Annotated in this window: 19 protein-coding genes; 1 reads left to right on the forward strand and 18 read right to left on the reverse strand. The window is 32.7% G+C overall.

Annotated elements, in window-relative coordinates:
• Nucleotides 1-39 precede the first annotated feature (39 nt).
• The 13 genes from EV214_RS07620 to EV214_RS07680 form a co-directional block, all read right to left on the reverse strand.
• Nucleotides 40-1,983 carry a TRAP transporter permease gene (locus tag EV214_RS07620; RefSeq protein WP_132244380.1) on the reverse strand — a complete coding sequence of 648 codons (1,944 nt, stop codon included), beginning with the start codon at nt 1,981-1,983 and terminating at the stop codon, nt 40-42.
• A gap of 68 nt (nt 1,984-2,051) precedes the next feature.
• The gene (locus EV214_RS07625; protein WP_132244382.1) at nt 2,052-3,038 is read right to left on the reverse strand and encodes a TAXI family TRAP transporter solute-binding subunit; all 987 of its coding nucleotides are present in this window, start codon (nt 3,036-3,038) and stop codon (nt 2,052-2,054) included.
• Between the two features lie 120 nt (nt 3,039-3,158).
• Nucleotides 3,159-3,893 (reverse strand): LytR/AlgR family response regulator transcription factor, encoded by a 735-nt coding sequence (locus tag EV214_RS07630; RefSeq protein WP_132244384.1) that lies wholly within the window; start codon nt 3,891-3,893, stop codon nt 3,159-3,161.
• Nucleotides 3,886-5,616, reverse strand: coding sequence for a sensor histidine kinase (locus EV214_RS07635; RefSeq protein WP_207669651.1), 1,731 nt, complete (start codon nt 5,614-5,616; stop codon nt 3,886-3,888). The genes EV214_RS07630 and EV214_RS07635 overlap by 8 nt, the downstream gene beginning before the upstream one ends.
• 269 nt (nt 5,617-5,885) lie before the next feature.
• Nucleotides 5,886-6,536, reverse strand: a complete 651-nt coding sequence (gene ppaX, locus EV214_RS07640; RefSeq protein WP_132244386.1) for a pyrophosphatase PpaX — start codon at nt 6,534-6,536, stop codon at nt 5,886-5,888.
• A 77-nt stretch (nt 6,537-6,613) separates the two neighbouring features.
• Nucleotides 6,614-8,752: a Tex family protein gene (locus EV214_RS07645; protein WP_132244388.1), complete on the reverse strand. Its 2,139-nt coding sequence runs from the start codon at nt 8,750-8,752 to the stop codon at nt 6,614-6,616.
• 219 nt (nt 8,753-8,971) lie between these two features.
• Nucleotides 8,972-10,070 (reverse strand): peptide chain release factor 2 gene (gene prfB / locus EV214_RS07650; protein ID WP_132244390.1). Its coding sequence is split into 2 segments (ribosomal slippage): nt 8,972-9,994 and nt 9,996-10,070, totalling 1,098 coding nucleotides; the frame shifts between segments, so codons are not numbered across the junction.
• Between the two features lie 66 nt (nt 10,071-10,136).
• Nucleotides 10,137-12,818, reverse strand: coding sequence for a preprotein translocase subunit SecA (gene secA / locus EV214_RS07655; protein ID WP_132244392.1), 2,682 nt, complete (start codon nt 12,816-12,818; stop codon nt 10,137-10,139).
• Nucleotides 12,819-12,936: 118 nt separating this feature from the next.
• Nucleotides 12,937-13,530: a DUF5317 domain-containing protein gene (locus tag EV214_RS07660; RefSeq protein WP_132244394.1), complete on the reverse strand. Its 594-nt coding sequence runs from the start codon at nt 13,528-13,530 to the stop codon at nt 12,937-12,939.
• A gap of 197 nt (nt 13,531-13,727) precedes the next feature.
• Complete coding sequence (hpf, locus tag EV214_RS07665; protein ID WP_132244396.1) at nt 13,728-14,258, reverse strand: ribosome hibernation-promoting factor, HPF/YfiA family; 531 nt, start codon at nt 14,256-14,258, stop codon at nt 13,728-13,730.
• A gap of 1,008 nt (nt 14,259-15,266) precedes the next feature.
• Complete coding sequence (gene flgN / locus EV214_RS07670) at nt 15,267-15,752, reverse strand: flagellar export chaperone FlgN (protein WP_132244398.1); 486 nt, start codon at nt 15,750-15,752, stop codon at nt 15,267-15,269.
• Nucleotides 15,753-15,782: 30 nt separating this feature from the next.
• Entirely contained in the window at nt 15,783-15,977 is a 195-nt protein-coding gene (locus EV214_RS07675) for a hypothetical protein (protein ID WP_132244400.1), read from the reverse strand.
• A 12-nt stretch (nt 15,978-15,989) separates the two neighbouring features.
• Nucleotides 15,990-18,755, reverse strand: coding sequence for a DUF6240 domain-containing protein (locus EV214_RS07680; RefSeq protein WP_132244402.1), 2,766 nt, complete (start codon nt 18,753-18,755; stop codon nt 15,990-15,992).
• A 128-nt stretch (nt 18,756-18,883) separates the two neighbouring features.
• Here EV214_RS07680 and EV214_RS07685 point away from each other — a divergent pair, with 128 nt between their 5' ends.
• Nucleotides 18,884-19,339: a YaaR family protein gene (locus EV214_RS07685; protein ID WP_243116593.1), complete on the forward strand. Its 456-nt coding sequence runs from the start codon at nt 18,884-18,886 to the stop codon at nt 19,337-19,339.
• A gap of 27 nt (nt 19,340-19,366) precedes the next feature.
• Here the strand turns inward: EV214_RS07685 and EV214_RS07690 are convergent, their stop codons facing one another.
• The 5 genes from EV214_RS07690 to EV214_RS07710 all read right to left on the reverse strand — a co-directional run bounded on the left by EV214_RS07690 (nt 19,367) and on the right by EV214_RS07710 (nt 24,999).
• The gene (locus tag EV214_RS07690; protein ID WP_132244406.1) at nt 19,367-19,717 is read right to left on the reverse strand and encodes a flagellar protein FlaG; all 351 of its coding nucleotides are present in this window, start codon (nt 19,715-19,717) and stop codon (nt 19,367-19,369) included.
• A 114-nt stretch (nt 19,718-19,831) separates the two neighbouring features.
• Complete coding sequence (gene fliS, locus EV214_RS07695) at nt 19,832-20,209, reverse strand: flagellar export chaperone FliS (RefSeq protein WP_207669652.1); 378 nt, start codon at nt 20,207-20,209, stop codon at nt 19,832-19,834.
• A gap of 32 nt (nt 20,210-20,241) precedes the next feature.
• On the reverse strand, nt 20,242-21,894 hold the full coding sequence (fliD, locus tag EV214_RS07700) for a flagellar filament capping protein FliD (RefSeq protein ID WP_132244408.1): 1,653 nt from the start codon (nt 21,892-21,894) through the stop codon (nt 20,242-20,244).
• A 398-nt stretch (nt 21,895-22,292) separates the two neighbouring features.
• A complete protein-coding gene (locus tag EV214_RS07705; RefSeq protein ID WP_132244410.1) occupies nt 22,293-23,444 on the reverse strand; it encodes a polysaccharide pyruvyl transferase family protein in 1,152 nt (383 codons plus the stop codon).
• Nucleotides 23,437-24,999, reverse strand: a complete 1,563-nt coding sequence (locus EV214_RS07710; protein WP_132244412.1) for a glycosyltransferase family 2 protein — start codon at nt 24,997-24,999, stop codon at nt 23,437-23,439. Before EV214_RS07710 ends, EV214_RS07705 begins: the two co-directional genes overlap by 8 nt.
• Nucleotides 25,000-25,004 lie beyond the last annotated feature (5 nt).

A 25,004-nucleotide genomic window follows, 5' to 3' on the forward strand; every position in this document is an offset into this window, starting at 1 on the left:
GACCTAAAAATAGCTGTTTCCAAAGGAAACAGCTATTTTCTATGCGGCAATCAAATCACTTTTTTTCCCACTCATCTTTTGAATAAAGAAAATTACTAAAAACAATGCAATCCCGATAATATCTGTTGTTGTTCCAGGCTTCATCAGTAAAATGGCTGAAGCAAACATAATGATTCTATAGATCACATTTACACGGCTAAATAAATAGCCTTCTACCGCTACCCCTAATGCAACAACCCCAACAATTGCTGTAATCGTTGCAATCGTTATTCCTATAGGTGTTGTGTTAATTAATAACAGTGCGGGTGAATATACAAAGATATACGGAACAATAAATCCTGCTGACGCTAATTTTACTGCCTGAAAACCTGTTTTCGCTGGGTTCCCTCCTGCAATACCTGCTCCTGCAAAGGCTGCTAATGCAACAGGTGGCGTTAAATTTGCAAGCATTCCAAAGTAGAATACGAACATATGTGATACATGATGTGGCACACCCATTTCCGCAAGTGCTGGTGCTGCCATCGTTGCTGTAATAATATATGCTGGAATAGAAGGCAATCCCATTCCTAAAACAATACACGCGATCATCGTAAGGATTAATGTAATAAATAAATTTCCTTTTCCTAGGAATAAAATTGCACCTGCAAGTTTTAATCCAAATCCAGTAAGTGTAGCAACCCCAATGATCAATCCTACAATCGCACAAGACATAGCAACACCTAATGCAGTACGCGCGCCCTCTTCTAGTGCATCAACCATATCTTTAAAACTCATTCTTGTATCTTTCTTTAATGAACTTGCAACAATTGTTGAGAGTATAGAATAAAACGCAGCATAAATCGGTGTAAATCCTTTAATTAATAAATATAAAAGAATAATAAGCGGAAGTAATAAATGTCCTCTTTCTTTTAATACATCCCAGACCTTTGGTAACTCTTCTTTTGGAATTCCTGTTAGCCCATTTTTAGAAGCTCTTAAGTGAATCATTACAATCACGCCAAGATAATAAAGTAGTGCTGGAATTACTGCAGCCGCTGCAATATGAATGTATTTCATCCCTAAATACTCTGCCATAATAAATGCTGTTGCACCCATAACGGGTGGTAAAATCTGTCCACCACAAGATGCTGTTGCTTCTACTGCTCCTGCAAATTCAGGCTCATATCCAATCTTTTTCATCAGTGGAATGGTAAAAGCTCCTGTTGTTACAACATTTGCAACGGCACTTCCATTGATAGATCCAAGTAAACCACTAGAAATTACTGCTACCTTTGCAGGTCCACCTTTTCCCTGTCCTGCAATCGCCATTGCCAAGTCATTAAAAAATTGTCCCATCCCTGACTTAGATAAAAATGCGCCAAATAGTACAAATAAGAATATATACGTTGAAGATACCCCTATAGCAATACCAAAAATACCTTCTGTCGTTAAATACATATATTCAGCAATATCTTTTAGTCCATATCCTCTATGGGCAATAAGATTGGGTAGTTTTGGTCCTATATAAGCATAAATCAAAAATAATATGGCTAAAATTGCGATCTCATTTCCAGTGATTCTTCTTCCTGCTTCTAATACCAATAGAATTGCCATAAATCCAAAAGTAACATCCGTACTGCTTGGCATTCCTGCTCGCATAACAATTCCATTATAATTCATAACAATATATATCCCTAAAGACAATGACAGCATTGAAAAAATCCAATCGTAAATGGCTGGTTTTTTCTTGGAAGATTTTCCACTAAAAGGGTATAAAATAAATACCAAAGCCATCACAACCGTTGTATGCACCGCTCTATGCATCAAAGTAACCAATGGTCCGTCCCACGCTGTATACAGATGAAATATGGATAATCCAATACACATGATAAATACAATCATTCCAGGAATACTATTTCTGTCAAATTTTCTAAACCGAGATTCTGTATCATACTTTTCTAATAATGCTTCATGACCTAATCCTTGTTCTTGCTGGTTTGACATTTTATCACCTCTCCTTTTTGTCTGATCTAGAAAAGGGCATTTATAATGCCCTCTCTTTGTATTTTGTCTTATTTTCCTTGCTCTGCAAAGTATTTTTCTGCTCCTGGATGTAGTGGAATAGGCATTCCTACTCTTGCTTTATCTAAACTGATTTGCTTTCCTGATGCATGGGTATTTCCAAGTGCATCTAAGTTTTCAAAGATTGTCTTTGTCATATTATAAACTAAATCTTCACTAGTATCTTTATTTGTGATCAGTATAGTCGTTACTGCTGCTGTTTGTACATCTTCCTGATCATCATACATTCCTGCTGGAATAAATTCTGATGAATAGAAAGGAAAATCTTTTGCCAATTTTTCTACTGCTTCTTTTCTAATTGGAACAATTTTTACATCCTTTGTTGTTACGATATCCATAATGGCTGCATTTGGAATTCCTGATGTTAAAAATGCCGCATCAATTGCACCATTCTTTAATTGTTCAATCCCCTCTGCATAGGATAAGAAATCTTCTTCAATATCATCATAAGTAATACCATGTGCTGCTAAAATTTGACGCGCATTTACTTCTGTACCACTACCAGGAGCGCCTACACCTACTTTTTTTCCTTTTAAATCTGTAATCTCGTTAATGTTTTTATCTTTTAATGTAACCACCTGTACAAAATTAGGATATAATGATGCTACGCCTCTTAAATTTTCAACTTTGCCTTTCTCTTTAAATACTTCTGTTCCAGTATAAGCATAGCTAACAACATCATTCATAGCGAAAGCAAGGTCTGCTTTTTTCTGCCCCACAAGGGTTGCATTTACTGCTGATGCTCCTGTTGATTGTACAGATGCATTCACATTTTCAACTTTCTCATTCAGTAAGTTTGATATGGTTCCGCCTAGCGCAAAGTATGCGCCTGAACTTCCACCTGTAGCAATTGTAACAAACGCTTTCTCTGCAGGTTTATCTTCTGATGCAGCTTGCTCTGAAGAATTTGAACATCCTACAGCAAAAACACTCAGTACTAACATAAGTGCTAAAAGTATAGATAATTTTCTTTTCATGATAACGTTCCCCCTCATCATATCTTTTAACTAAATTATATGATGATTTGGAATAGATTAAAATCCATTTACATTTTGTTGCACTATTTTCAAATAACATGCATTCATGCTCATCCTACTTCACATGCCTACGATTCTTTTAAACTTCTTTAGATAATTTCTACTTACAGGTATTTCTATATCTGGTTTCCCTTTGATCTTCACTTTAAAAGTATAGTTAAACCAAGGAATGATCTCATCGATAAAGTCAATATTTACGATATAACTTTTATGGGTGCGAATAAATCTTTTCTTTTTAAATCTTTCTTCTAATTCTTTCAACGAATAATTGCAACCATACACTTCATCCCTTGCATAAACGCTTATCCCCTGATTGGTTGATTCTATATATAAAATCTCTCCTATATCTATAAGAATAAAACGATTATTTTGAGATACACATAACTTGTGAAAATCCATTTCTTGCGTTTCTATCGTTTCTTTATGTCCATTATTTTTTTGCTTATCAATTCTATCAATTGCAAGCTTTAGTCGGTCCTCTGAAAAAGGCTTTACCATATAATCTGCCACATTAATTTCAAACCCTTGGATGGCATATTCATTGTAAGCTGTTGCCAATATCACATAAGGCGGATTCTTCAGATCCAATATTTTTCGTGCTAAAAGCAACCCATTCATATTCTGAAGCTGAATATCCAAAAACACAAGATTAGGCTCTAATGCTTCTACTAATTCCATTACTTCTTGCCCGTCTCCTGTTTCACCAACAATTTGAATATGATCACGTTTTCCTAAAAAATATTTCAACTCATCTCGAATATATTTTTCATCATCCACAATGAAAACCTTAAGCACTTTGACCACGCTCCTCGATATGGGTTATAATAGGGATTCTTAAAAGTATCGAAGTTCCTTCTCCTATTTTACTATCAATTTGTAAGCCATACAGTTCTCCAAACATGCCCTTTAATCTTTCATTTACATTGTTTATACCGAGAGAATCTTTGTGTATATTATCCTCACCCATTAATCTTACAAGTTTTTCTTCTTTTATCCCTACACCATCATCTTCAATATGAATGATTACTTCGTTTTTTTGTTTGATCCCAATAATTTTTACCATTCCACCATTCTTCTTTGGAAGCAAGCCATGTTTTATCGCATTTTCTACAAGGGGTTGCAGGGTTAGTGGTGGAAGCATACAATTTATATTTTTCTCTATTTCGTAAATCACCTCTAATTTATCTTCAAATCTAGCTTTTTCTATTTCTACATAGGATCTTACATGATTGAGTTCCTCTTCTAATTCTACAAGTTCTTTGTTCATATTCAAATTTTTTCTGAAGGTATTACTAAGATGCGTGATCAGACTTCTTGCTTTTTTAGGATTGATTCTACAAAGTGATCCAATCACTGTCAGAGAATTAAATAAAAAATGCGGATTAATCTGCGCCTGTAATGCTTTTAATTCTGCCGTTGCCAACAATTTTGAACGATGCTCTAATTTTCCTATAGTCAATTGGGTAGAAAATAGTTTTGCCAGTCCACTTGATAACTCCACATCAATAGATGTAATGGCATTAGGGATACCCTTATATAGTTTAAAAGTTCCAATCACTTCCTCGTTTTCCTTTAAAGGAAACATGACCACCGACTCAAGGGGACAATTTTTATCCTTATATTCACACCTTATCTCAGTACAACGTTCTAAAATGACAGGTTCTCCGGTTTTTAGCACTTTATTTGTAATATCTGTTACAATGGGTTTTCCTATCTCATGTCGCACTGTCCCAACTCCAGCGTGTGCCACAATCTTTTCTCGGTCTGTAAAACTTACTGCATTATATTCTGTCATATCACACACAATTTCTGCTACCTTTTGAATTTCTTTAGCCCCAAGTCCTTTTTTTATAAAAGGCAAAGTTTTATCTGCAATGTTTAGTGTCAATTGCGCTTGTTGTGCACCCATTTTTTCTTCTTCACTAAATATATTATCTATAATTACAAAAAGGAGTGCAAGCCCTAAAGAGTTAATGACAACCATAGGAATCCAAATGGCTTTTACAAGCATAACTGCATCTTCAAAGGGCCTTGAAAAAAGAAGAACAGAAATTTTCCTCATACTTTCCGCGATCACTCCTGTAAGCGCTGCATACATCCACTTCTTCTTTTTGTTTTGTATGAGTTTCCCCATAAATCCCGCCATAAGTCCTTCAAACACTGTAGATATACCACAAGCAATGGTTGTAAATCCTCCAATATTAATCATCCCACGATGAACCCCTGCAATCAATCCTGCTAATAGTCCAACGAACGGTCCTCCCAAAAGGCCCCCCGTTGCAACGCCGATAATCCTTGTATTTACCAGTGCACCTTCAAATTCTATACTAAAATAAGTTCCTATAATTCCAAAAATACCGAATACAAAGGATAAACCTAATTTATCTGATATTTTTACTGGTTTTTTTGCAACTAATTTTCGAAAAGATTTTAATCTTGATAATATAAATGCAAAAACGAATAAATTCCCAAATTTATTTGCAAGTCCTAATATCATATTTAAAATTATAAAAATCACTCCCTATAAGAAATTTTGAAAAATTACTATAAGTTCATTATACTGTAAATACGATCACTTTTATATCCCCTTCTAAGTATAGGTTTTTAGCTAGATCCTTTTTATCTATTAAACTATCAAATTCTTAGTTTTTTCAACAAAAATAAGCACTTGCTTTTGGAAGTAAGTGCTTATTTCTTGGTCACTAATCAACATATTTTATATTCTGCATCGATCATTTATCTATTTTTTTTTATGAAAATATTCCCTTTTGTTAAAAGCTACTATATTTATGTTTCATTTGCTTTCTCTATGATTGTTATTAATTCTTCCATACGCTCCACTACATAATCTGGATCATGTTCCATATACATAGCTCTTGGTAATGCACTCCATCCTACTGCTACCGAAAGTATTCCTGCATTTTTTGCACATAATATATCGTATGGGCTATCTCCAACCATCATAGTCTCTTGTGGTTTGCTATTTAATGTTTTTAGTGCCAAAATGACAGGCTCAGCATCTGGCTTATGCTTGTCTGTATCATTCGCACCAACAATCGTTCCAAAATACTTCTCTAGATCAAAAAGTTTTAGTCCACGTCTAGCGGATTCGTTCAATCTTGAGGTTACAACCCCTAGTTTATATCCCTTTTTATGAAGAAATACTAATCCTTCCTTTACACCTGTATGCATAGTAATGAAATTTTTAAAATTTAAGTTTTGAAAATCTCTATACGTCTTTATCGCTTCTTCACTACACCCAATGCACTCTCGATCTAAGGTTATTTTCAGAATCTCTCCAAAGGTCTGAATAATTTTTTCTCTTGGAAATTCTTTATCCAAATGCTTATTATAGGTATGCTGAAAGGACTGAATAATCAACTCATTTGTATCTAATAGTGTGCCATCTAAATCAAATAGAATTGTTGTTATTCCCATAACTTTCTCCCCTCTTTTTATATAGCTGAAAGATCTATACTCTTGATTTAAAGGTATCCTAAATATTATCTTATCCCTTATATATCCTTCATACTCAGAGATACTTTTCCTCTTTCTAGATCCAATCCAATAATTTTCACCTTTACTTCATCGCCAACTGAGACAACATCCATTGGATTTTTTACAAATCGATCACTCAGCTGTGAGATATGTACTAATCCCTCCTGTTTCACGCCAATATCAACAAAAGCGCCAAAGTCAACGACATTTCTAACTGTCCCTGTCATGATCATATCTAACTTTAGATCTTCCATTTTTAAAACATCATTTCTAAATAGCGGTTTAGGCATTTCTTCCCTTGGGTCTCTACCAGGTTTTTTGATTTCTTCCATAATATCTTGTAACGTTGGCAATCCAACTTCTAATTCTTGTGCTAATTTGCTTATGTTTCCTTCTATATTTCTAAGTTTCCCTTCTTCAATATCCTTCTTTGTATATCCTAGTTTTTCTATTAAACCCATTGTTATCGCATAAGATTCTGGATGTACAGCTGTATTATCTAAAGGATTATCTCCATCAGATATTCTTAAGAAACCTGCACATTGCTCGTAGGCTTTATCCCCTAAACGCTTGATCTTTTTTAACTGTTTTCTGTTTTTAAATTTCCCATTTTCTTCCCTATATTTCACAATATTTTTTGCGATAGCTGATGAAATCCCTGATACATATGCAAGCAGTGATGGAGAAGCTGTATTTAAATCAACCCCTACACTATTTACACAATCTTCAACAACATTTTTAAGTGTCTCTCCTAATTTACTTTGATTTAAATCATGTTGATATTGCCCAACACCTATGCTTTTGGGATCAATTTTTACGAGCTCTGCCAAAGGGTCTTGTAGTCTTCTCCCTATGGAAATAGCCCCTCTAATAGATACATCCACATCAGGGTATTCTTCTGTTCCTAGTTTTGACGCAGAGTAAACAGATGCCCCAGCTTCACTAACGATTGTATAATAAACCGTTTGTTCCATTTCTTTTAACATTTCTGCAACAATTAATTCTGTTTCTCTCGATGCTGTACCATTACCAATAGGTATAATATCAATATTATGCTTCACGATGAGACTTTTCATAACCTCTTTTGATGCTTCTACCTTATTGTGAGGTGCATTCGGATAAATAGTAGTATACTCTAGTAGTTTACCCGTTTCATCTAATACAGCAATTTTACATCCGGTTCTGTAACTTGGATCAATAGCCAATACTTTCACATTTTTAACAGGCGCCACCAACAATAAAGGCTTTGTATTTTTCCCAAATACCTTGATCGCTTCCTCTTCAGCTCGTTCTGTAAGACTATTTCTTATTTCTCTTTCAATAGAGGGTGCGATCAATCTTTTATACGCATCTTCTATGGATTCCTCTAATATATCTGTTGTAATGGCTTTCAGATTGTTTATTATTTTATTTTTTAAATCCTTTACGATTTCTTCATCCGGACTTAATAATTTCACTTTTAGTACCTTTTCTTTTTCGCCTCGATTCAGGGCTAAAATTCTATGATTTGCAATTCGGTTAACCCCTTCACTAAATTCATAATACATTTCATAGACCTTTTTTTCATCTTCATTTGAAACATCTGAACAAATAATCCCTTTTCTAAAATTTAAATCTCTAATTTTTTCTCTATATAAAGGATTATCTGATATAATTTCTGCAATAATATCTTTTGCGCCATTTATTGCATCTTCCACTGTACCCACTTCTAATGATTCATTGATAAATGGTGCTGCTAATTCATCAATTGTCCCTTTTACCACATTTTCCTTTAAAATTATTTGCGCCAATGGTTCAAGTCCTTTTTCTTTTGCGATAGTAGCCCTTGTCCTTCTTTTGGGTCTAAAAGGTCTGTATAAGTCTTCTAATTTTTGAAGTACCGTAGCTTCTAGAATTTCTTTTTTTAATTCATCCGTTAATTGACCCTGTTCATCGATAAGTCGTATAATTTCTTCTTTTCTTGCTTCTAAATTTCTCAAGTATGTAAGTCGGTCATTTAAGTCTCTTAAAATTTCGTCACTTAATCCTCCTGTCATTTCCTTTCGATACCTAGCAATAAACGGGATCGTACTACCTTCATCGATTAACTTTATTGTTTGTTCCACCTGATTATTTTTAATATTAAATTCTTTTGCCAACTGATTTGCTATTTTCATCAAATTCCTCCTATATGCAATTTTATTAAAATATCATGTTCTTCATCAATATATTTTACGATCTTTTCTTCTCTATTGTCTTATTCTTTCTTTTCATTGACAAATTTTATTGCCCAATCTTCTATCTTGCCGTCGAATATTTCCCGGGAAAAAATTGATTGACAAATCCCCCTACAAAGATAAACAAAAAGCGTGAATATTTTTCACGCGCTTCATTTTTTATGCTTTTTTTAAATATTCATTTATAAACAAATCAATTTCCCCATCCATCACTGCTTGGATATTTCCAATTTCAGCATAGGTCCTATGATCTTTTACCATATTATAAGGATGGAAAACATAGGAACGTATCTGACTCCCCCATGCAATTTGACTATAATCACCCTTTAGATCTTCGACTCTTTCCTTATGCTCTCGCTCTTTTAATTCGATCAATTTTGCCATAAGCATTTTCATCGCTGTTTCACGGTTATGATGTTGTGAACGCTCATTTTGGCATTGTACAACAATCCCAGTAGGAATATGTGTAATCCGAATGGCTGAATCTGTTTTATTTACATGCTGTCCACCTGCACCACTCGCACGATACGTATCTATTCTTAAATCATTTGGATTTAAATCAATGGCCATATCTTCATCTAATTCGGGCATGACATCTAAGGATGCAAACGAGGTATGTCTTTTTCCAGATGGATCAAAAGGTGAAATTCTTACAATCCGATGTACCCCTTTTTCACTTTTTAAATATCCATAGGCATTTTCACCTTCAATAAGTAAGGTTACATTTTTTATCCCTGCTGCTGTATCTGGTAAGATATCTAATGTTTTGATTCGATAGCCTTTCTTTTCAGCCCATCTTGTGTACATACGAAGAATCATTTCTGCCCAATCCTGTGCATCTAAGCCCCCTGCTCCTGCATGAATAGAAATGATCGCATTCTTCTTATCATATTCCCCTGATAGTAATGTCTCCACTCTTAGTGTATCTATTTCCTCTTTAAGATTTTCAAGATCGTTTGCGATTTCCTTTCCTACAGACAAATCATTTTCTTCTATACCCATGTCGATCAATAAATCTAATTCTTCATATTTTTCACAAGCGTCGATGAATCTTTTCATCTTATCTTTTAGCTGTTTTGTTCTTTGCAAAACTGTTTGTGCTTCCTGTGGGTCATCCCAAAAGTCAGTTGCCATTGATTTTTGGTCTAGTTCTTCTACTTCAGATTTTAAAGTATCTACGTCAAAGAGAAACCCTCAATTCTTTTATAGGCACTTCTAATAGCCCTAGTTCATACTTTAATTGTTCTAATTGTATCATTTAACCCCTTCTTTCTAAGACCTTTTATTAACCCTTATTATAGATAAACAATATAAAAATTATATTTTATTTTCCACAACATTTCTTGTATTTTTTCCCACTTCCACAAGGACAAGAATCATTTCTACCGATCGTCTTTCCCTTTACAAAAGGCTTTTTATTATCGCCTTCATCGGTTCCACTAGTCCCTGTAACTTTGACCACTTGTTTCCTTTCTGTTTCTGTTTGAACTGTTACATTAAATAAATATTTCAACGTATCTTCTTGAATGCTTTCCGTCATTGCTTCAAACATATCAAACCCTTCAATTTGATAAGCACGTACAGGGTCTTCCTGTCCATAAGCTCTAAGTCCAATACCTTGTTTCAGCTGATCCATCGCATCAATATGATCCATCCATTTTGTATCTACCACGCGAAGTAAAATCATTCGTTCTAATTCACGCATTTTCTCTTCGCCCACTTCATCTTCTTTCATTTTGTATAATTCGTCTGCCAACCCCATGATTCTATTCTTTAGGTCTTCTATTGTCATATCCATTAAATCCTCAAATACAAGACTTTCCTTCGGCAAGAATATAGTATGCAAATACTCTTCTATGCCTTTTAAGTTCCACTCTTCTGGGTATTTTGCTTCTGCTGTATATGTTACAACTGTAGCATCTACTACACTCGATAACATACCCATAATATGCTCTCTTAAATTCTCTCCTTCTAAAACTCTTTTTCTTTCTTTATACATAACATCTCTTTGCTTATTCATTACATCATCGTATTGGAGAACATGTTTTCTTATGGAGAAGTTTCTGCCTTCTACCCTCTTTTGAGCACTCTCAATAGATTTCGAAAGGATTCCTGCCTCAATAGGCTGGTCATCCTCCATCCCTAATTTCTCTACAACCCCTTGTATCCTTTCACTACCAAAGAGTCGCATCAAATCATCTTCTAATGAAATATGAAACTGAGATGCACCCATATCTCCCTGGCGCCCTGAACGTCCCCTTAACTGGTTATCAATCCTTCTTGATTCATGTCTCTCTGTACCCATAATATGAAGACCACCAGCTGCGACTACCTTATCTCGTTCTGCATCTGTAGTAACCTTTATTTTTTCATAAATCTCATTATAAAGTTTTCTCGCTTCTATAATTTCTTCATCCTCTGTTTTCGCAAAGCTTGTCACCATAGAAAGAATCGTATCGCTATATCCTTTTTTCTTCAATTCTTTTTTTGCCATGAATTCATAATTTCCACCTAAAACAATATCTGTACCACGACCTGCCATATTCGTAGCAATCGTTACAGCACCATATCTTCCTGCTTGAGAAACAATTTCTGCTTCTCTTTCATGTTGCTTTGCATTTAATACTTCATGCGTAATTCCCTGTTTCTTAAGCATTTTACTCAAAGTTTCAGAATTTTCTATAGATATTGTCCCTACAAGTACCGGCTGACCATTTTGATGTTTTTCTATAATTTGACGAATAACCGCATCAAATTTTCCTGACTCTGTTTTATAGATAGAATCAGGTAAATCTTTTCTTTGAATCGGTTTATTTGTTGGAATGACTACAACATCCATATTATAGATGTGCTTAAATTCATCTTCCTCTGTCTTTGCAGTACCTGTCATACCCGATAATTTATTATACATTCTAAAATAGTTTTGAAGCGTAACCGTAGCGAGTGTCTTTGATTCTCTTTGTACCTCTAATCCTTCTTTTGCTTCTATCGCTTGATGCAAACCATCACTATATCTTCGTCCAAACATCAGTCTTCCTGTAAATTCATCAACAATAACAATTTCTCCATCCTTCACAACATAATCCTTATCTAGCTTCATCAGATTATGTGCGCGTAATGCTTGATTCACGTGATGGGATATTTCCATATTTTCTGGATCTGCAAGATTTTCAATGCCAAAAAACTTTTCTACCTTTTCAACAGCGCCACCTGGTTCATCTGTCAAAACAATCGTACTTGCTTTTTCATCAATCACATAATCTGTTTCTTTTTTAAGACTCCTTACAAATTGATCCACAATAAAATAAAGTTTTGTTGACTTTTCTCCTGCACCCGAGATAATCAAAGGTGTTCTAGCTTCATCTACCAAAATACTATCTACCTCATCCACGATGGCATAGTTTAGGGGCCTTTGTACCATTTCCTTTTTATATGTGACCATATTGTCTCTCAAATAGTCAAATCCAAATTCATTATTTGTACCATAGGTGATGTCTGCATTATAAGCAGCTCTTTTTTCTTCATTATTCATCCCATGAACAAGACAACCTATAGAAAGTCCTAAAAAATTATAAATCTTCGCCATCCATTCCATGTCCCGTTTTGCTAAATAGTCGTTTACGGTTACAACATGTACCCCTTTTCCTTCTAACGCATTCAAATATACAGGGGCTGTTGCAACTAATGTTTTTCCTTCTCCGGTCTTCATTTCTGCAATTCTTCCTTGATGCAGTACAATACCCCCTAAGAGCTGTACAGGAAAGTGTCTCATCCCTAAGGTTCTCCATGCAGCTTCTCTTACTACAGCAAAGACTTCAGTAAGTAATTCATCTAGTGTTTTTCCTTCTTTAATTGCATCTTTAAATTCAGTTGTTTTATTTTTTAATTCTACATCTGTTAATTTTTTTATTTTTTCTTCTAATGCCTCAATTTGATCCACAGTCTTAAATAATTTTTTTACTTCTCTATCATTAAAACTTCCAAATATCTTTTCTAAGAAATTCATTTATCCTCATCCTCTCTAAAGGAGTACATATTACTCTACCCTTCATTTTAACATAACAATACCATCGTGAAAAGGCAAATATTGTTTTAAAAAAAGGAAGAATCTTTATTCCTCCTTATTATTTCCCTCTGTATGGAATTTTTATCATTTTCAACGAATTGCTAGCAAATCTATTTCTGATCATTTCTCCTTGTATAAACAAAACAAAACCTAAACTAACCAATAAATCCCCTACGCTCATAACCTTTGACAAAAGATATGGTTTTGGAATCACAATATATTTAGCAAGTAGCTTCGTAATCCCCTGCGCTTCATTCAAAGGAACATATCTTAAAATTTCTCCACTTTTTATGCCTTCTATGGTAGCATACTTTCCTGCTAAACTTAAACTTTCAATAGATATCGGCATCTTTCCACCATTAAAGCTAATCACCATTAAGTTCATAATTACTCCTATCAGTATGACCCATATCCATTTTTTACTTGTATTCATAACCAATAGAACAACTAAAAGTAGTAAAGAAATATCGTAGATGAATCCCCCATATTTCAATAAAAAATGAATTTTACTAGAAAAAACAAGCGCCAGCTGAAGTGTAAAGGAAATTAGAATCAATGGCCATGCCCTTATAGATAACAATCTCAAATTGCTTATTTTACCCCCTCTTATTTTTCCGATTAATAGTCCCATACCTATTCCTTCAATTAACAATTTACACCACTCCCTAGAAGCCAATTTTTACTATAATTCTATTTTTATCATGCTTTTTCCTTTATTTTTTAACATTTTTTGTAATAGAAATTCATATTCTACTATCTTAACTGCTCATTTCACCAACGAAATTTCAAAGAACTTATTTCAAATTTTCGTTGCTTACAACTAAAAAGAGCAGCTTTCGCTGCTCTTTATTAAAATGTTGGTTCTATTAATCCATAGTTTCCATCTTTTCTTTTATAAACTACATTTACATCATCTGTATCCCCATTTGTAAATACAAAGAAATTATGTCCTAAAAGTTCCATTTGCAATATAGCTTCTTCCGCATCCATAGGTTTTACTGGAAAACGCTTTGTTTTTACGATTTTCGCATCTTCACCATAACCCCCTTCTAAATTGGGAATATTCTCAAACCGAATCGTGTCATGCCCCTTATTTCTTTTTTCTAATCTTGTTTTATATTTTCGAATTTGTCTATTTAATTTATCTACTGCTTTATCCACTGATGTATACATATCCTCTGTAACTTCTTCTGCGCGAAGAATTGATCCATTCATTGGAATTGTAATCTCAATAATTTGTCTATTTTTTTCTACACTTAATGTTGCTTGAGCCTCTGTATCCTCCTTAAAGTATTTTCCACACCTTTCAAGTTTCCCTTCTATCATATCCTTTAGTGCATCTGTAACTTCTAAATTTTTTCCACTTACTTTTATTATCATATACTTCAGCTCCTTCCAGCATATATAATCAATGAGCTAATCCTAATTAACTCAAATTTAACTCTTTCCAAACTGTAATTAAAATCTAGTTCCACTTTTATATATTATTCCTTAGATCCTTAATATATTTCCTTTAATTTTTTTAAATACTGATCAATCATTAGGACAAAGTTTATATTTATATTTTACCCACTGTAGAGGGTCTCAAACAAATATTTTTATTTTTTATTACAGGACTTTTCAACAGCATCCACTATTTTATCCACAGAATTTTCTAAACATTTCACCTTATACTTATACTTTTATGTAAAATATGCATCTTCCCTTTATACAGTATATGTAATTTTATTAATTTATACAACTTGTCCACAATATAATAAGCTGTTACATATTTTTATGTGGGTAGTGTGGATAATACTGTTGATAATCTGTATTCCACACTTTTTATCTGTGGAAAAGTTTGTGTATTTTTCGTGGACAAGTATTTTTTTGACGCTATTTGGAATAAATTGTAATACTTTTATACCCTATTTATGCATCATTCTCCATAAATCTTCTTTTCTATTTTTCATGCTCAAGTAACAGTATATTTTTACAACTTATTAATATATGTAGTATTATAGGAAAATATTCTCAAATATTTTGTAATCTTTTCTTACACAAAAAAACAAATCCTTAATATTTACATCAAGGATTTTGCTTATCTTATATTCCTATTTTAAAAAATCACACATGTTTAGCTGACCTGGTCTTTGACCCCACACTCGCCTGCTGGAACTTTCGCTCTGGGGTTACCATCACTACTGATTCTCTCAGTTTTTTACTGGCAGGTCTTACCTCTAAGCCGCACCATGCTCACTAGTTTCTTTTTTAAAACTACCTTACGTGGATCCTTTTGCCTGCGACTGGCATGGACTTGCAACCACAGACCTAAACCGTGCGTAATATATTATATATTGTTTTTTATGTTTTTGCAAGAGGTAAAATTTGTTGTATCCCCTGCACACTCTATTTATGATCAATAAATACCCCTTGTACTTGTGCATATTTTTTTGTATAGCTCGATGCAATCTTAGTACTTTGCTTTTTTTCTTTTAATTTTTTCATATCCATCTTTACTTTTTCAAAATCTATCTTCAAATTTTTTGTATTGTTTTGATCTATTTCTTCTATTTGTTTCAACAATCCCATAATATTACTAATATTCAGTTTTAATTCTTTTAATGCTGGATATTTCACTACATCTATGTCTTCGATAGATGTAACCCCTAAAGATCTTTTTAATCGATTATAGCCGTTTAAAAAATCTATATCCATCTGATTAATTTTTTCTATGGTAGACTGCTTTTGACTAATGGCAGTTGCCAATTTATCTAAGTCCCCATTTTTGATAAAACTTTTTTGTGCTATGGTCAAATCTAAGAGCGTTTTGAGATTCATTTCCTTCTTTTGTGAAGCATATATTAATTCATCTATCAGTACTTTTAGGTCCATTTTATCACTCCATTCCTATTAACTTTATTTTTATAATGGTTCATCTGCTTTTTCCACAAACATCAATATTTTACCCATCGTCTTATAAAACTCGTCCGATAACTGATTTTTCTCTTCGGATATAGCACGATCTTCTTGGCTTTTTGTATCCATAGAAGGATATTCTTCTAAGTAGTATGCCTTTTCTATCCTCTTTCTAGAAACTATTTTCTTGATTTTTTCCATATTTTTCTCCTTCTAGAGGGTAATATCTAAAAAAGTATTTTCTCTCCTTTTATTCTCCCCCTTCATTTCCTCTGTGAGATATATATCGTCTTTCACCTTAAATGATACATCTTTCAAAGTATATCCACCATTGTGCAACATCTCTTCTAAAAAAGAAACCTGCTTTTTTAACTGCTCCTTTCCTTTATTTGCTTCTACTCCTATAGCCAAATCCACTTCTTTTTTATTGATTTTTAGGGCCATATGTATCTGTCCCAAGTTATTTGTATCTAAATTCATTAGCACAGTTAAAGGCATATTTCTTGTTTCCTTATTCATACTAGTAGGAGGCACATAGATTTGCAAATTTTTAATTTCATTACCTACTATAATTGGTAATTGCTGCAAGAAATTTTTCTTATTGATTTTTTTTTGCATTTGAAGAGATGCTCTCATATCTTCCATCTGTTTTTTTAATTCTTTATTTCCTTCTTCAGAAAAAGACTTCTCCTTTTGCATATCCTCTATGTAGCCTAACAACTCATGATAAGCTTTACCAATACCTGGAATGCCATTTTTTAACCTTCTTGATAAATCTTTTGATAATCTTTCTAACTTTAACAGTTCCTCTCTCAACTTTGGGTCCTGCACATTCCCTAAAAATTGAAGAACTTCGCCGATTTTTTGACCCAATTGCTGCTGATTTTTCAAAAGAAAGCTCATGCTTTCCATTTCTTTTAATGACAAATCCATATGATTATTGATCATTAGCGGTAATATGGACATTTCTTCTTTCCCTATTTTTGTAATATTTCCTACTAATTCTTTCACACCCTCTAGTTTTATTTTTGGTTCGTCATTAAGGACTTCTTCGTATTTGGAAGATTCCTCTTTGAAGCTTTCTTGATGCGTGTTTGTAGGATCTCCCTTTAAAACTTTTTTCATCACATAGCTGTCTAATGCTTCCAATTTCATATTATACAAATCTTCCTTTTCTTGAATGCTATCCATTATCATTTTTGATGTAAGACTTGTACGTATCCTATTATACTGACCATAGGCTTCAAAAGCATACTGCATATTCGAGATACTTAGTCCCACTTTATTTTGCAATAACGCCTTACTTGCATCCATTATTTGCGCTAATGGCTGAGATATTTCATTTAGATCTTCTTTATAGGTATTCAAGTAATTGTTTATTTGTTGCGTATCTGTTTTATTGATCTCATTGTTTGTACCTTTCAATCCTTCATAGGTATCCCCAATGGTTTTTAGTGTCATTATTATTCCTTTTGACACATGGGATGCAATTTGATTGAAATCCAACGTTTTAATTTTATGAAAAATCTGACTAACCTTATATATTTGATCTACACCCTTTTTAACAGGGTAATCTATCCTATTATGATCTTTTAAATACATACTTTGATTTTGAGGTTTTTGATGGAAAACTACCTTTTCAATTTTATTTAATTGAAACTCCACTTTATTCTTCAAAAGTTTTACTAAATCCGTATCTTTTATTTCTTTTAAATTTTCTAGTCTTATTTGAATCTCTTTAATTCTATCTATATGATCAACCATATTTTTAACTTGCTCACTTTTCCCTTCAGTAAGCTCACCTATTAGCTTTGCCATTTCTCGAATATCTGTCTTTTCAAGATTCATTCCTCTTTTTAGCATTTTTGATGCATCTTCTATGTTGAATTTTTCTATCAAATCTTTTAAGGCTTTCTTCATCGCTAAAATTTCATTGATATTTTCTTTTGTAAGAGAAGTTCCCTTCCGGATCATTTCTTTTGCTAATTTCATGGTTTCCTCTGTTGGCTCTATGTTCATGTCCTTTAGCAGAAATCGTATCTTCTCATCCATCCTACATAAATCTTTTTCTTCTGTCTTCTTAATCTGGAGTGTATTTTCTTCATAAACAGCGGTTGCATAAGCTGAAACCCCTTCTTCAGCAGGAATAGACCCTTCTTTTACATACTGCTTTTGATTATACAGATTTTCAATAGTAAGTTCATTACCCTTTTTATAAAGTTCTACAAAATTATCCGTCTCTACTCCCTCAAGTTTGTCTAACTTATAAAATACATTATACACTTCTTCTATCGTATTTTTTGTAATATTGGTACCTTCTTTATAAAGGGATTTGATAATATTCGTAATATCTTTTCCCATGCTACTGCCATAAATTTTTCTTGCAATCTCCTGTGCTTGTTCTGTTGTAAGCTCTTTTCTTCCATTTAGAAACTTTAAAATTGCAGAAATCTCATCTTCTGCTTTTATCTCTTCTACTGCATCTGCTACCTTTTGAATAGAATCATGCTCCACATCAATACTTTTATCTATGAGTTTTATAGTCATATCATAAGTTAAATTCTGTTTGATGGTATCAAAATATTTTTGGGTTGCTATAAGTGTTTCAATGGCATTCTTATCTACAGGTACATTGAATTTTTCTAGTGTTTTAAAAGATTCTAATGTCTCATTATTGCTCTCAATCCCATACATTTTTAAAGTTTCTTCATAGCTATTTTGATGTTGTGTCTTTAGTTCCTCGCTTTTGTCACAAATCTTCATAGAAATAATATTGGATTTATCAATGAGTATATGATTTCCCACATTTTCTTTTATTGGATTTTTCAATACTGCTTCTATTACCCTGTTTCCTATATCCACTTTTACCGTATTATGATCTTTATTTACTAAAAAACCATTTATATCAAAGGTTTTTTTTACTGCTAAACCTAAACGCTTCTGCACACTGAGGTAGTTCAAATTTATAAAATTTTTCATTCTTGCACCACCTTTATTATTTCTTACACATATTTATCGACGAAATCTTTCACTTTCTTTAGATAAAACCCCTTAAGGATTAACATAAAACTGCCGATAATCAAATTAGTATTCCTGATAGAAAGGATGTGTTATTTCTGAATACAATAAAACCCATTCATCCCAATCATATGAAAAAAACAACGAATCTTATAAACCCAAATAAAGAAATGCTTAACAATACTTTTTTAGAAAAATTCGAAAAAATAAAATCAGATAAGGTAAGAGAACATTCTCAGGCATTATTTGATAAAATAAACGAACAGTCAGAAAAATTTGGAGATAAGCTGTATTTAAAAGACCTAGTTGAATATAAAAAACTGGTAAGAGAGTTTTTAGATGTAGCTATAAACAATTCCCACGCTTTTTCTAGAGATAGTTTTTTAGATCGCAGAGGCCGCCATCGTGTATTAAGCCAAGTAAAACAGGTAGATCGTGAATTAGCATCCCTCACGAATGCATTTTTAAAAGAAGAAGCGGATAGAATCAAAGTTCTCAAAAAAATCGACGATATCCGCGGACTCCTTATGGATATTTTTATATAAAAAAACTACCTCAATTAAGGTAGTTTTTTATGCCTTCTCATCTAAAAATAGTCCATTTCTTTCTATCATTGATGCGACCATGTCTAGTATTTCCTCTGATGGAATCTCTTTGATTGTTTCCTTTGTATTATTATCTATTATTTTTACAATTACTTCTTTTGTCTTTTCATGTATCGAAAATTTCAAGCTTGTATCTGTCAGCTTTAAGTCCTTATTCGATCTTTCAATGGCTTCAATCAACTGCTTCTCTCCTGGTAAGCGTGTATTGCTTTTTTGAATATACTCTACTTGCTGTGTTTGTTGAAGAGCCTTTCTTTCGCTATTTTGATTTCCATAATTAGCTTGTTGTTGTATTCTAACGCTTCCCTCAATTTTCATTTTTATTCGCCACCTTAGTTCTTATAATTTTATATCTATATTTGCTCCTACATAAGGCTGTACTGACATTTTCATTCTATCCCTGCTAAAAATTTGTTTGACTTTCAGAACGCCCTACTTTTTTTTGGGAATTTTTATCGCTTCTTGCCAAGCATCTCTCAATTCTGTTACATACTCTAATACTTCATCTAAAATAGTTGTATCTTTCTTCATATTTGCTTCCATTAATCGATTTAGTATATATTCATACATACTTCTTAAGTTTTTTGATATGTCATACTTCATATTCAAAGTAGCATTTAACTCTGCTATAATCTCTTGGGCTCTCATAAGTACATTATGCGATTTTTGTATATTTTTCTCATCCATAAATAATTTAGCTTGATTAATAAACTTGATTGCGCCATTATACAACATCAACGTTAATTCTTCCGGACGTGCTGCCATAATAGCGTTATTTTGATATTTTTCATAAGGATTCTTCAAAGCCACCAAATCACCTTCTCTCTTTGCTTTTTTTACATTTAGCCCAACATAGAAGCTAGAGATGCACTCTGTGACTGCATATTAGCTATAGCCTTTTCCATAGCAGTAAACTTTTTCCAATAACTATTTTCTAGCTTTGTTAAACGATTATTCATGTCACTTATTTTTTTATTTACACTAGTTATATCTTTATCAATCATACTGATACTACTATAATTTTTTACAAAATCAAGGAGCATATTTGACTGAACATTTCTATATAATGTAACATCATCTCCCGTTCCTGCTTTATTGATGACTTCCTTCATTCCATCTATCATGGTATCATAGAGCCTCGTTACTAACCCACTATTCTGTCCAACTGCCTTTTCTTTCTCTGCATCAGTCATCACATCATAACCAGCTATTGATGAAGTATCTGCTTGTTTAAATAAAAGATCTAATACGCCATCTGCATCGTTTCTTATTGCTTCTTTTAAATCCTCTTCATCTATTTGAAGCTTTCCACCTACTGTGCCAGTAGCATATTTTTCTGTCGTGATGCCTATATCAAATAGATTTTCATAGCTTCCAGATACACCCTCTACAGCTTCATAAAGTCCGATTCTCATATTAGACATAGTCCTTGTATATGTATTATCACTTCTTAAAAGACCACTTTTAGCCTTGCTTTCCCATCTCTCAACGTCCTTGTCTGAAAGTTCTTTTTTCTGATCAGCAGTTAATGGCGCATAATCTCTGTACTTTTTCTCAACTAATTTTTTCCCTGTTTTGTCAATCAAAGCATTATACTTTTCAACAAAACTACTTATCTTTGCATATATCGCATCCACATCTGTATCCGTCTTCACTGTAATACTTCCCGTACTCTTTAAATTTAGATCTATTCCATTGATCGTGAATTGATTGGATGATTGGGTTATATTGGTAGCAGCACCAAAATCTATTAGTGCATCTTCCCCTAATTTTTGCGTATTATTTTCAAGATCCGTTAAAACGCCCCCGTTATCATAAGCAAGCTTTAATCTATCATTTATAAAATTCTTTCCGTCTATAGAAGTAGTATCATTTATCTTAATCCAGTTTTCAGATCCAGTCTCCTCTGTTTGAATAAAAAATCTATCTATACTACTATCGTAAACTGCTGTTACTCCTAAATCAGCATTGTTGATTTCCTTTACAATATCATCCATAGATTTTGTTGTAACATCAAAAGTAAATGTTTGAGGTGTTCCTTCATTTTTTTGAGTTTCTATGCTAAATGTTACAGTACCAGTCGTTATATCACTAAACTGATTTGCAATAGATGTTTTGTCTGTACCTGTAGTAATATTACTTTTACTAGCTGCTGAGAAAGTATCTGCCAATTTATGTACAGTTATATTATATGTACCATCTATCGCATTTGCCGCTGCACTTGCAGTAGCTATACTTTCATTAGATGATGTAACCCCCTTCACCCAATCTAGATTGCTTACAGATGTAGTCGTGAGTCCAAAGTCCTTCTTCGTATCTAATATAAAGTTTGCAAAATCTTTATTTAAATCATTATACGCTTCTTGTCTCCATAAAGTCAGCTGTTTAGATTGTTCTACCTTATCTACCTTCGCACTTTCAGCTTTCATGAGCTCTTTTACCATTGTCTCCGTATCCATCCCCGAAGCCATTCCACCTATTCTTATACCACTCATTTGTTTGTCGACCTCCTTTGTGCAATATATGCACGCCTCTAAAATATGCTTCTATTTATTTTATCGGCAAAAATTTATGTAACTTTAGATGTTGTTTAAAATCTAATACTGAACACTTGCTACCATGGTAAGATCCACTCCCACACGAATGCCAATTTAAAAAAATAACGACTAATCAAATCACTGATATCCGCTACTTTTAAAATCTGTCCCACACTGTAGCCATAATTCTTTATTTGACTTGTAGTTCATGAAAAAATACACCTCCTAATGTTTCTTTCGGTGTATTATCTCATACTATCAATATTTCTGATATATAGGTATAATTTGACGCTTATATTTGAAATTTAATAAATAATACATGGCAAATATTTTAAAAAAATTACACTTATCGAAAGTTATTTCTGAACATCTAGAACCTTTTGAAAAGGATTAATAGGAATCACAGAAACTCTAGTTTTTATATCTTGTATCTTTTCTCTCAAGATTTCCTTTATTTCAATTTCATTTCTTTCCATTCTTTTTATCATCGTTACAATATCGTCCTTTTTTCTTATATTTTCAATGGGTAAAACATATTCACTAAGACCCAAATCTTTAGCAATTCCTCTTGCTTTTATAGAATACCCGATTGCTAGTGTAGGAATAAGCGATGAATATGATGCTATTGACGCATGCGTTCTTGAACAAATACTAAACCTACAGTTTGAAAAAATATATTTGTATTCTGCTGCCTCTAAACCATCACTTATTATAGTTACTCGATCTGGTCTATGTACCATCTTATATATCCGATTTAACACTTCAAAATCATTATCTGTTGGCATCACAACATGCGGTATTAAAGCAATATTCATTGAAGTATTTTCAATAATATACTCAATTGTGTATATTATATTTTCAACAACAATTCCACTTTGTTCTTCTCTTCTCATTACTAAAGGGCTTACATTTATTGCCACAGTATCTCCGCTTTTTATAAGTTTATTCAATTTAATTTCTTTTGGTTGTAACATAAAAGCTATATCTGGACACAAAACCAAATTTGTCAATCCATTTTCTTTAAGCAACCCATAAGTCAAGCTTTCTCTTACTGTAATTAAATGATGACTACTTAGTACTTCTATCATTTCATCATTTAACAATGATGGATCAATGGAACACCCCCATAGAATACTTTTTGCACCACATTCTATTGCATATTCATGTATTATTTTCCACCGATGCCAATTATCATAACAATAATTATCTCCCCCTACTGATACGCAGATTGTATCTTTATCAATTACTTTCAATGTATCTGCATATATTTTTTTATCATTTATTCCTTTTCCTTTTGTCTTTTTATCATATACCAAAAGTTCATAATCAGGTTCGCAATATTGATTTACTGGCATACCAAACAAGCAATCTTGTTTTTTAAAGTGTGTAGATAATATAATATATGCATTTGAGTCAAAGGCTTTAATCCACTTAATTGTCTCTTTAGTTATTGCCTCTGCTCCGTGATTATACGATCCTCCATGTCCATATAATAAATACTTATTCATACATTGAACCCTCCCAAACGTTTTTAAAATTAATTACATCTTCATCATCTGGGCACATATCCATCAAATCTCCTAACACAATCTTTGCTTCCTCATATTTTTTATTTTTTAAATAGTAATCACATTGAATTTTTTTAGCATAAATAAAAAATTCTTCATTTTCAACATAAGCAGCAGTGTTCACAAAAAGAAATAGTAGTTTTTCTTCATCTTGAACTTCTTTATTCCTTGAAATATAATGATACATCTTCTCTAGGGCAAATACATTTTTATATTCAAACAATTCAAAAATAAACTCACGATATCGTACAACAAACGATTTACTATCAATCCAACCTAACAAAGTATATTTGCTAAATATTTCTTTGATAGATTCCCATAACACTTCTCCTAACAATTCATCCTCTAATAAGTTAATCGATGTTTTAAATAGTGATTTGTTATCAAAACTTATTGTCTCAACTAAAAAATTCTTCTCTTTTAAATACAATTTAATTGTTTGCGTATTAACAAATTCTTTATAGTTATTATTTAATAACAATAATAAATCAACTACTGTCTCGATTGGAATTTCTTTAGTTAACAGTTGCGTATTTATCTCAAATACTAACTGCATTATTTTTACTTTCGTTGTGTTAAGTCGTTCGCTTTCATGAATAGCTCCAATAACTAGACGAGACAAATTTTCTTTTAATATTCTATTGATTTCTACTATTTTATCTGCATTGGATAAATTTGAACGCAAAACAACTTCAAGAGAATCAATCATGGCATTCATATATACTAAGTATACAACGCTATAATTTTCTACACTTATTTCCCCAAATTTTTTTAGATAATTTTCAGCCTTTTTAAATAAAAAAACATCAGATTTTACTCTATTATTATTAAACATAGACGATGTGGATCGCCTTCTTACTAAATAATGATGTAAAACTTTATCTGTAATTCCTATGTGGTTTGTTAGTTCTAATGCATCAAAACAGTAAACTGTATCACCACCATAGCCAGTTTTATAGATTTCTTCAAAATCAGAAAATTCAATTTCTTTAATGATGTTCATTCGGAATACTTTCCCCCATACAGTTCTCAAAAATTGATATAAAACTCCAAAATGATAAGTCATTGTACTTTGATCTATCGTTAACTCACTATCAATTTTCCTGTATCCTTTTTTACCTATTTCTTCATAGTGAAAACATGATCCGGCTACTGCAATATCTATTTTTTCTCTTTCCATAAAACGAATAAGCACTTCCAAAAAATCATTTTCAATCCAGTCATCTGAATCCAAGTTTGTAAAATATTCGCCTTTTGCTTCCTTCTTTACAAATCCAGGCCAAAACCCTCTTATATTGTCTTCAAAGCGAATCGCTCGAATTCTACCATCTTGTTTTGCATAGTCTTGAATAATTTTTTTAGTTCCATCAGTAGAACCATTATCTACAATAATATACTCGAAATCATCAAGTGTTTGATTCAAGACACTTTCTATACAGCGAACTATATAATCTTCGGTATTATATGCTTGAGTAAAAATCGTTACTTTTGGCATTCTTT

The sequence above is a fragment of the Marinisporobacter balticus genome, assembly GCF_004345705.1.
In the GTDB taxonomy this organism is placed as follows: Bacteria; Bacillota; Clostridia; order Peptostreptococcales; family Thermotaleaceae; genus Marinisporobacter; species Marinisporobacter balticus.

Excerpts from the sequence above, each read along its gene's own strand:
- EV214_RS07620 (WP_132244380.1), bottom strand. The coding sequence starts at position 1,983 with ATGTCAAACCAGCAAGAACAAGGATTAGGTCATGAAGCATTATTAGAA.
- EV214_RS07625 (WP_132244382.1), bottom strand. The coding sequence starts at position 3,038 with ATGAAAAGAAAATTATCTATACTTTTAGCACTTATGTTAGTACTGAGT.
- ppaX (WP_132244386.1), bottom strand. The coding sequence starts at position 6,536 with ATGGGAATAACAACAATTCTATTTGATTTAGATGGCACACTATTAGAT.
- EV214_RS07645 (WP_132244388.1), bottom strand. The coding sequence starts at position 8,752 with ATGAAAATAGCAAATCAGTTGGCAAAAGAATTTAATATTAAAAATAAT.
- secA (WP_132244392.1), bottom strand. The coding sequence starts at position 12,818 with ATGAATTTCTTAGAAAAGATATTTGGAAGTTTTAATGATAGAGAAGTA.
- hpf (WP_132244396.1), bottom strand. The coding sequence starts at position 14,258 with ATGATAATAAAAGTAAGTGGAAAAAATTTAGAAGTTACAGATGCACTA.
- flgN (WP_132244398.1), bottom strand. The coding sequence starts at position 15,752 with ATGGACCTAAAAGTACTGATAGATGAATTAATATATGCTTCACAAAAG.
- EV214_RS07675 (WP_132244400.1), bottom strand. The coding sequence starts at position 15,977 with ATGGAAAAAATCAAGAAAATAGTTTCTAGAAAGAGGATAGAAAAGGCA.
- EV214_RS07680 (WP_132244402.1), bottom strand. The coding sequence starts at position 18,755 with ATGAAAAATTTTATAAATTTGAACTACCTCAGTGTGCAGAAGCGTTTA.
- EV214_RS07690 (WP_132244406.1), bottom strand. The coding sequence starts at position 19,717 with ATGAAAATTGAGGGAAGCGTTAGAATACAACAACAAGCTAATTATGGA.
- fliD (WP_132244408.1), bottom strand. The coding sequence starts at position 21,894 with ATGAGTGGTATAAGAATAGGTGGAATGGCTTCGGGGATGGATACGGAG.
- EV214_RS07705 (WP_132244410.1), bottom strand. The coding sequence starts at position 23,444 with ATGAATAAGTATTTATTATATGGACATGGAGGATCGTATAATCACGGA.
- EV214_RS07710 (WP_132244412.1), bottom strand. The coding sequence starts at position 24,999 with ATGCCAAAAGTAACGATTTTTACTCAAGCATATAATACCGAAGATTAT.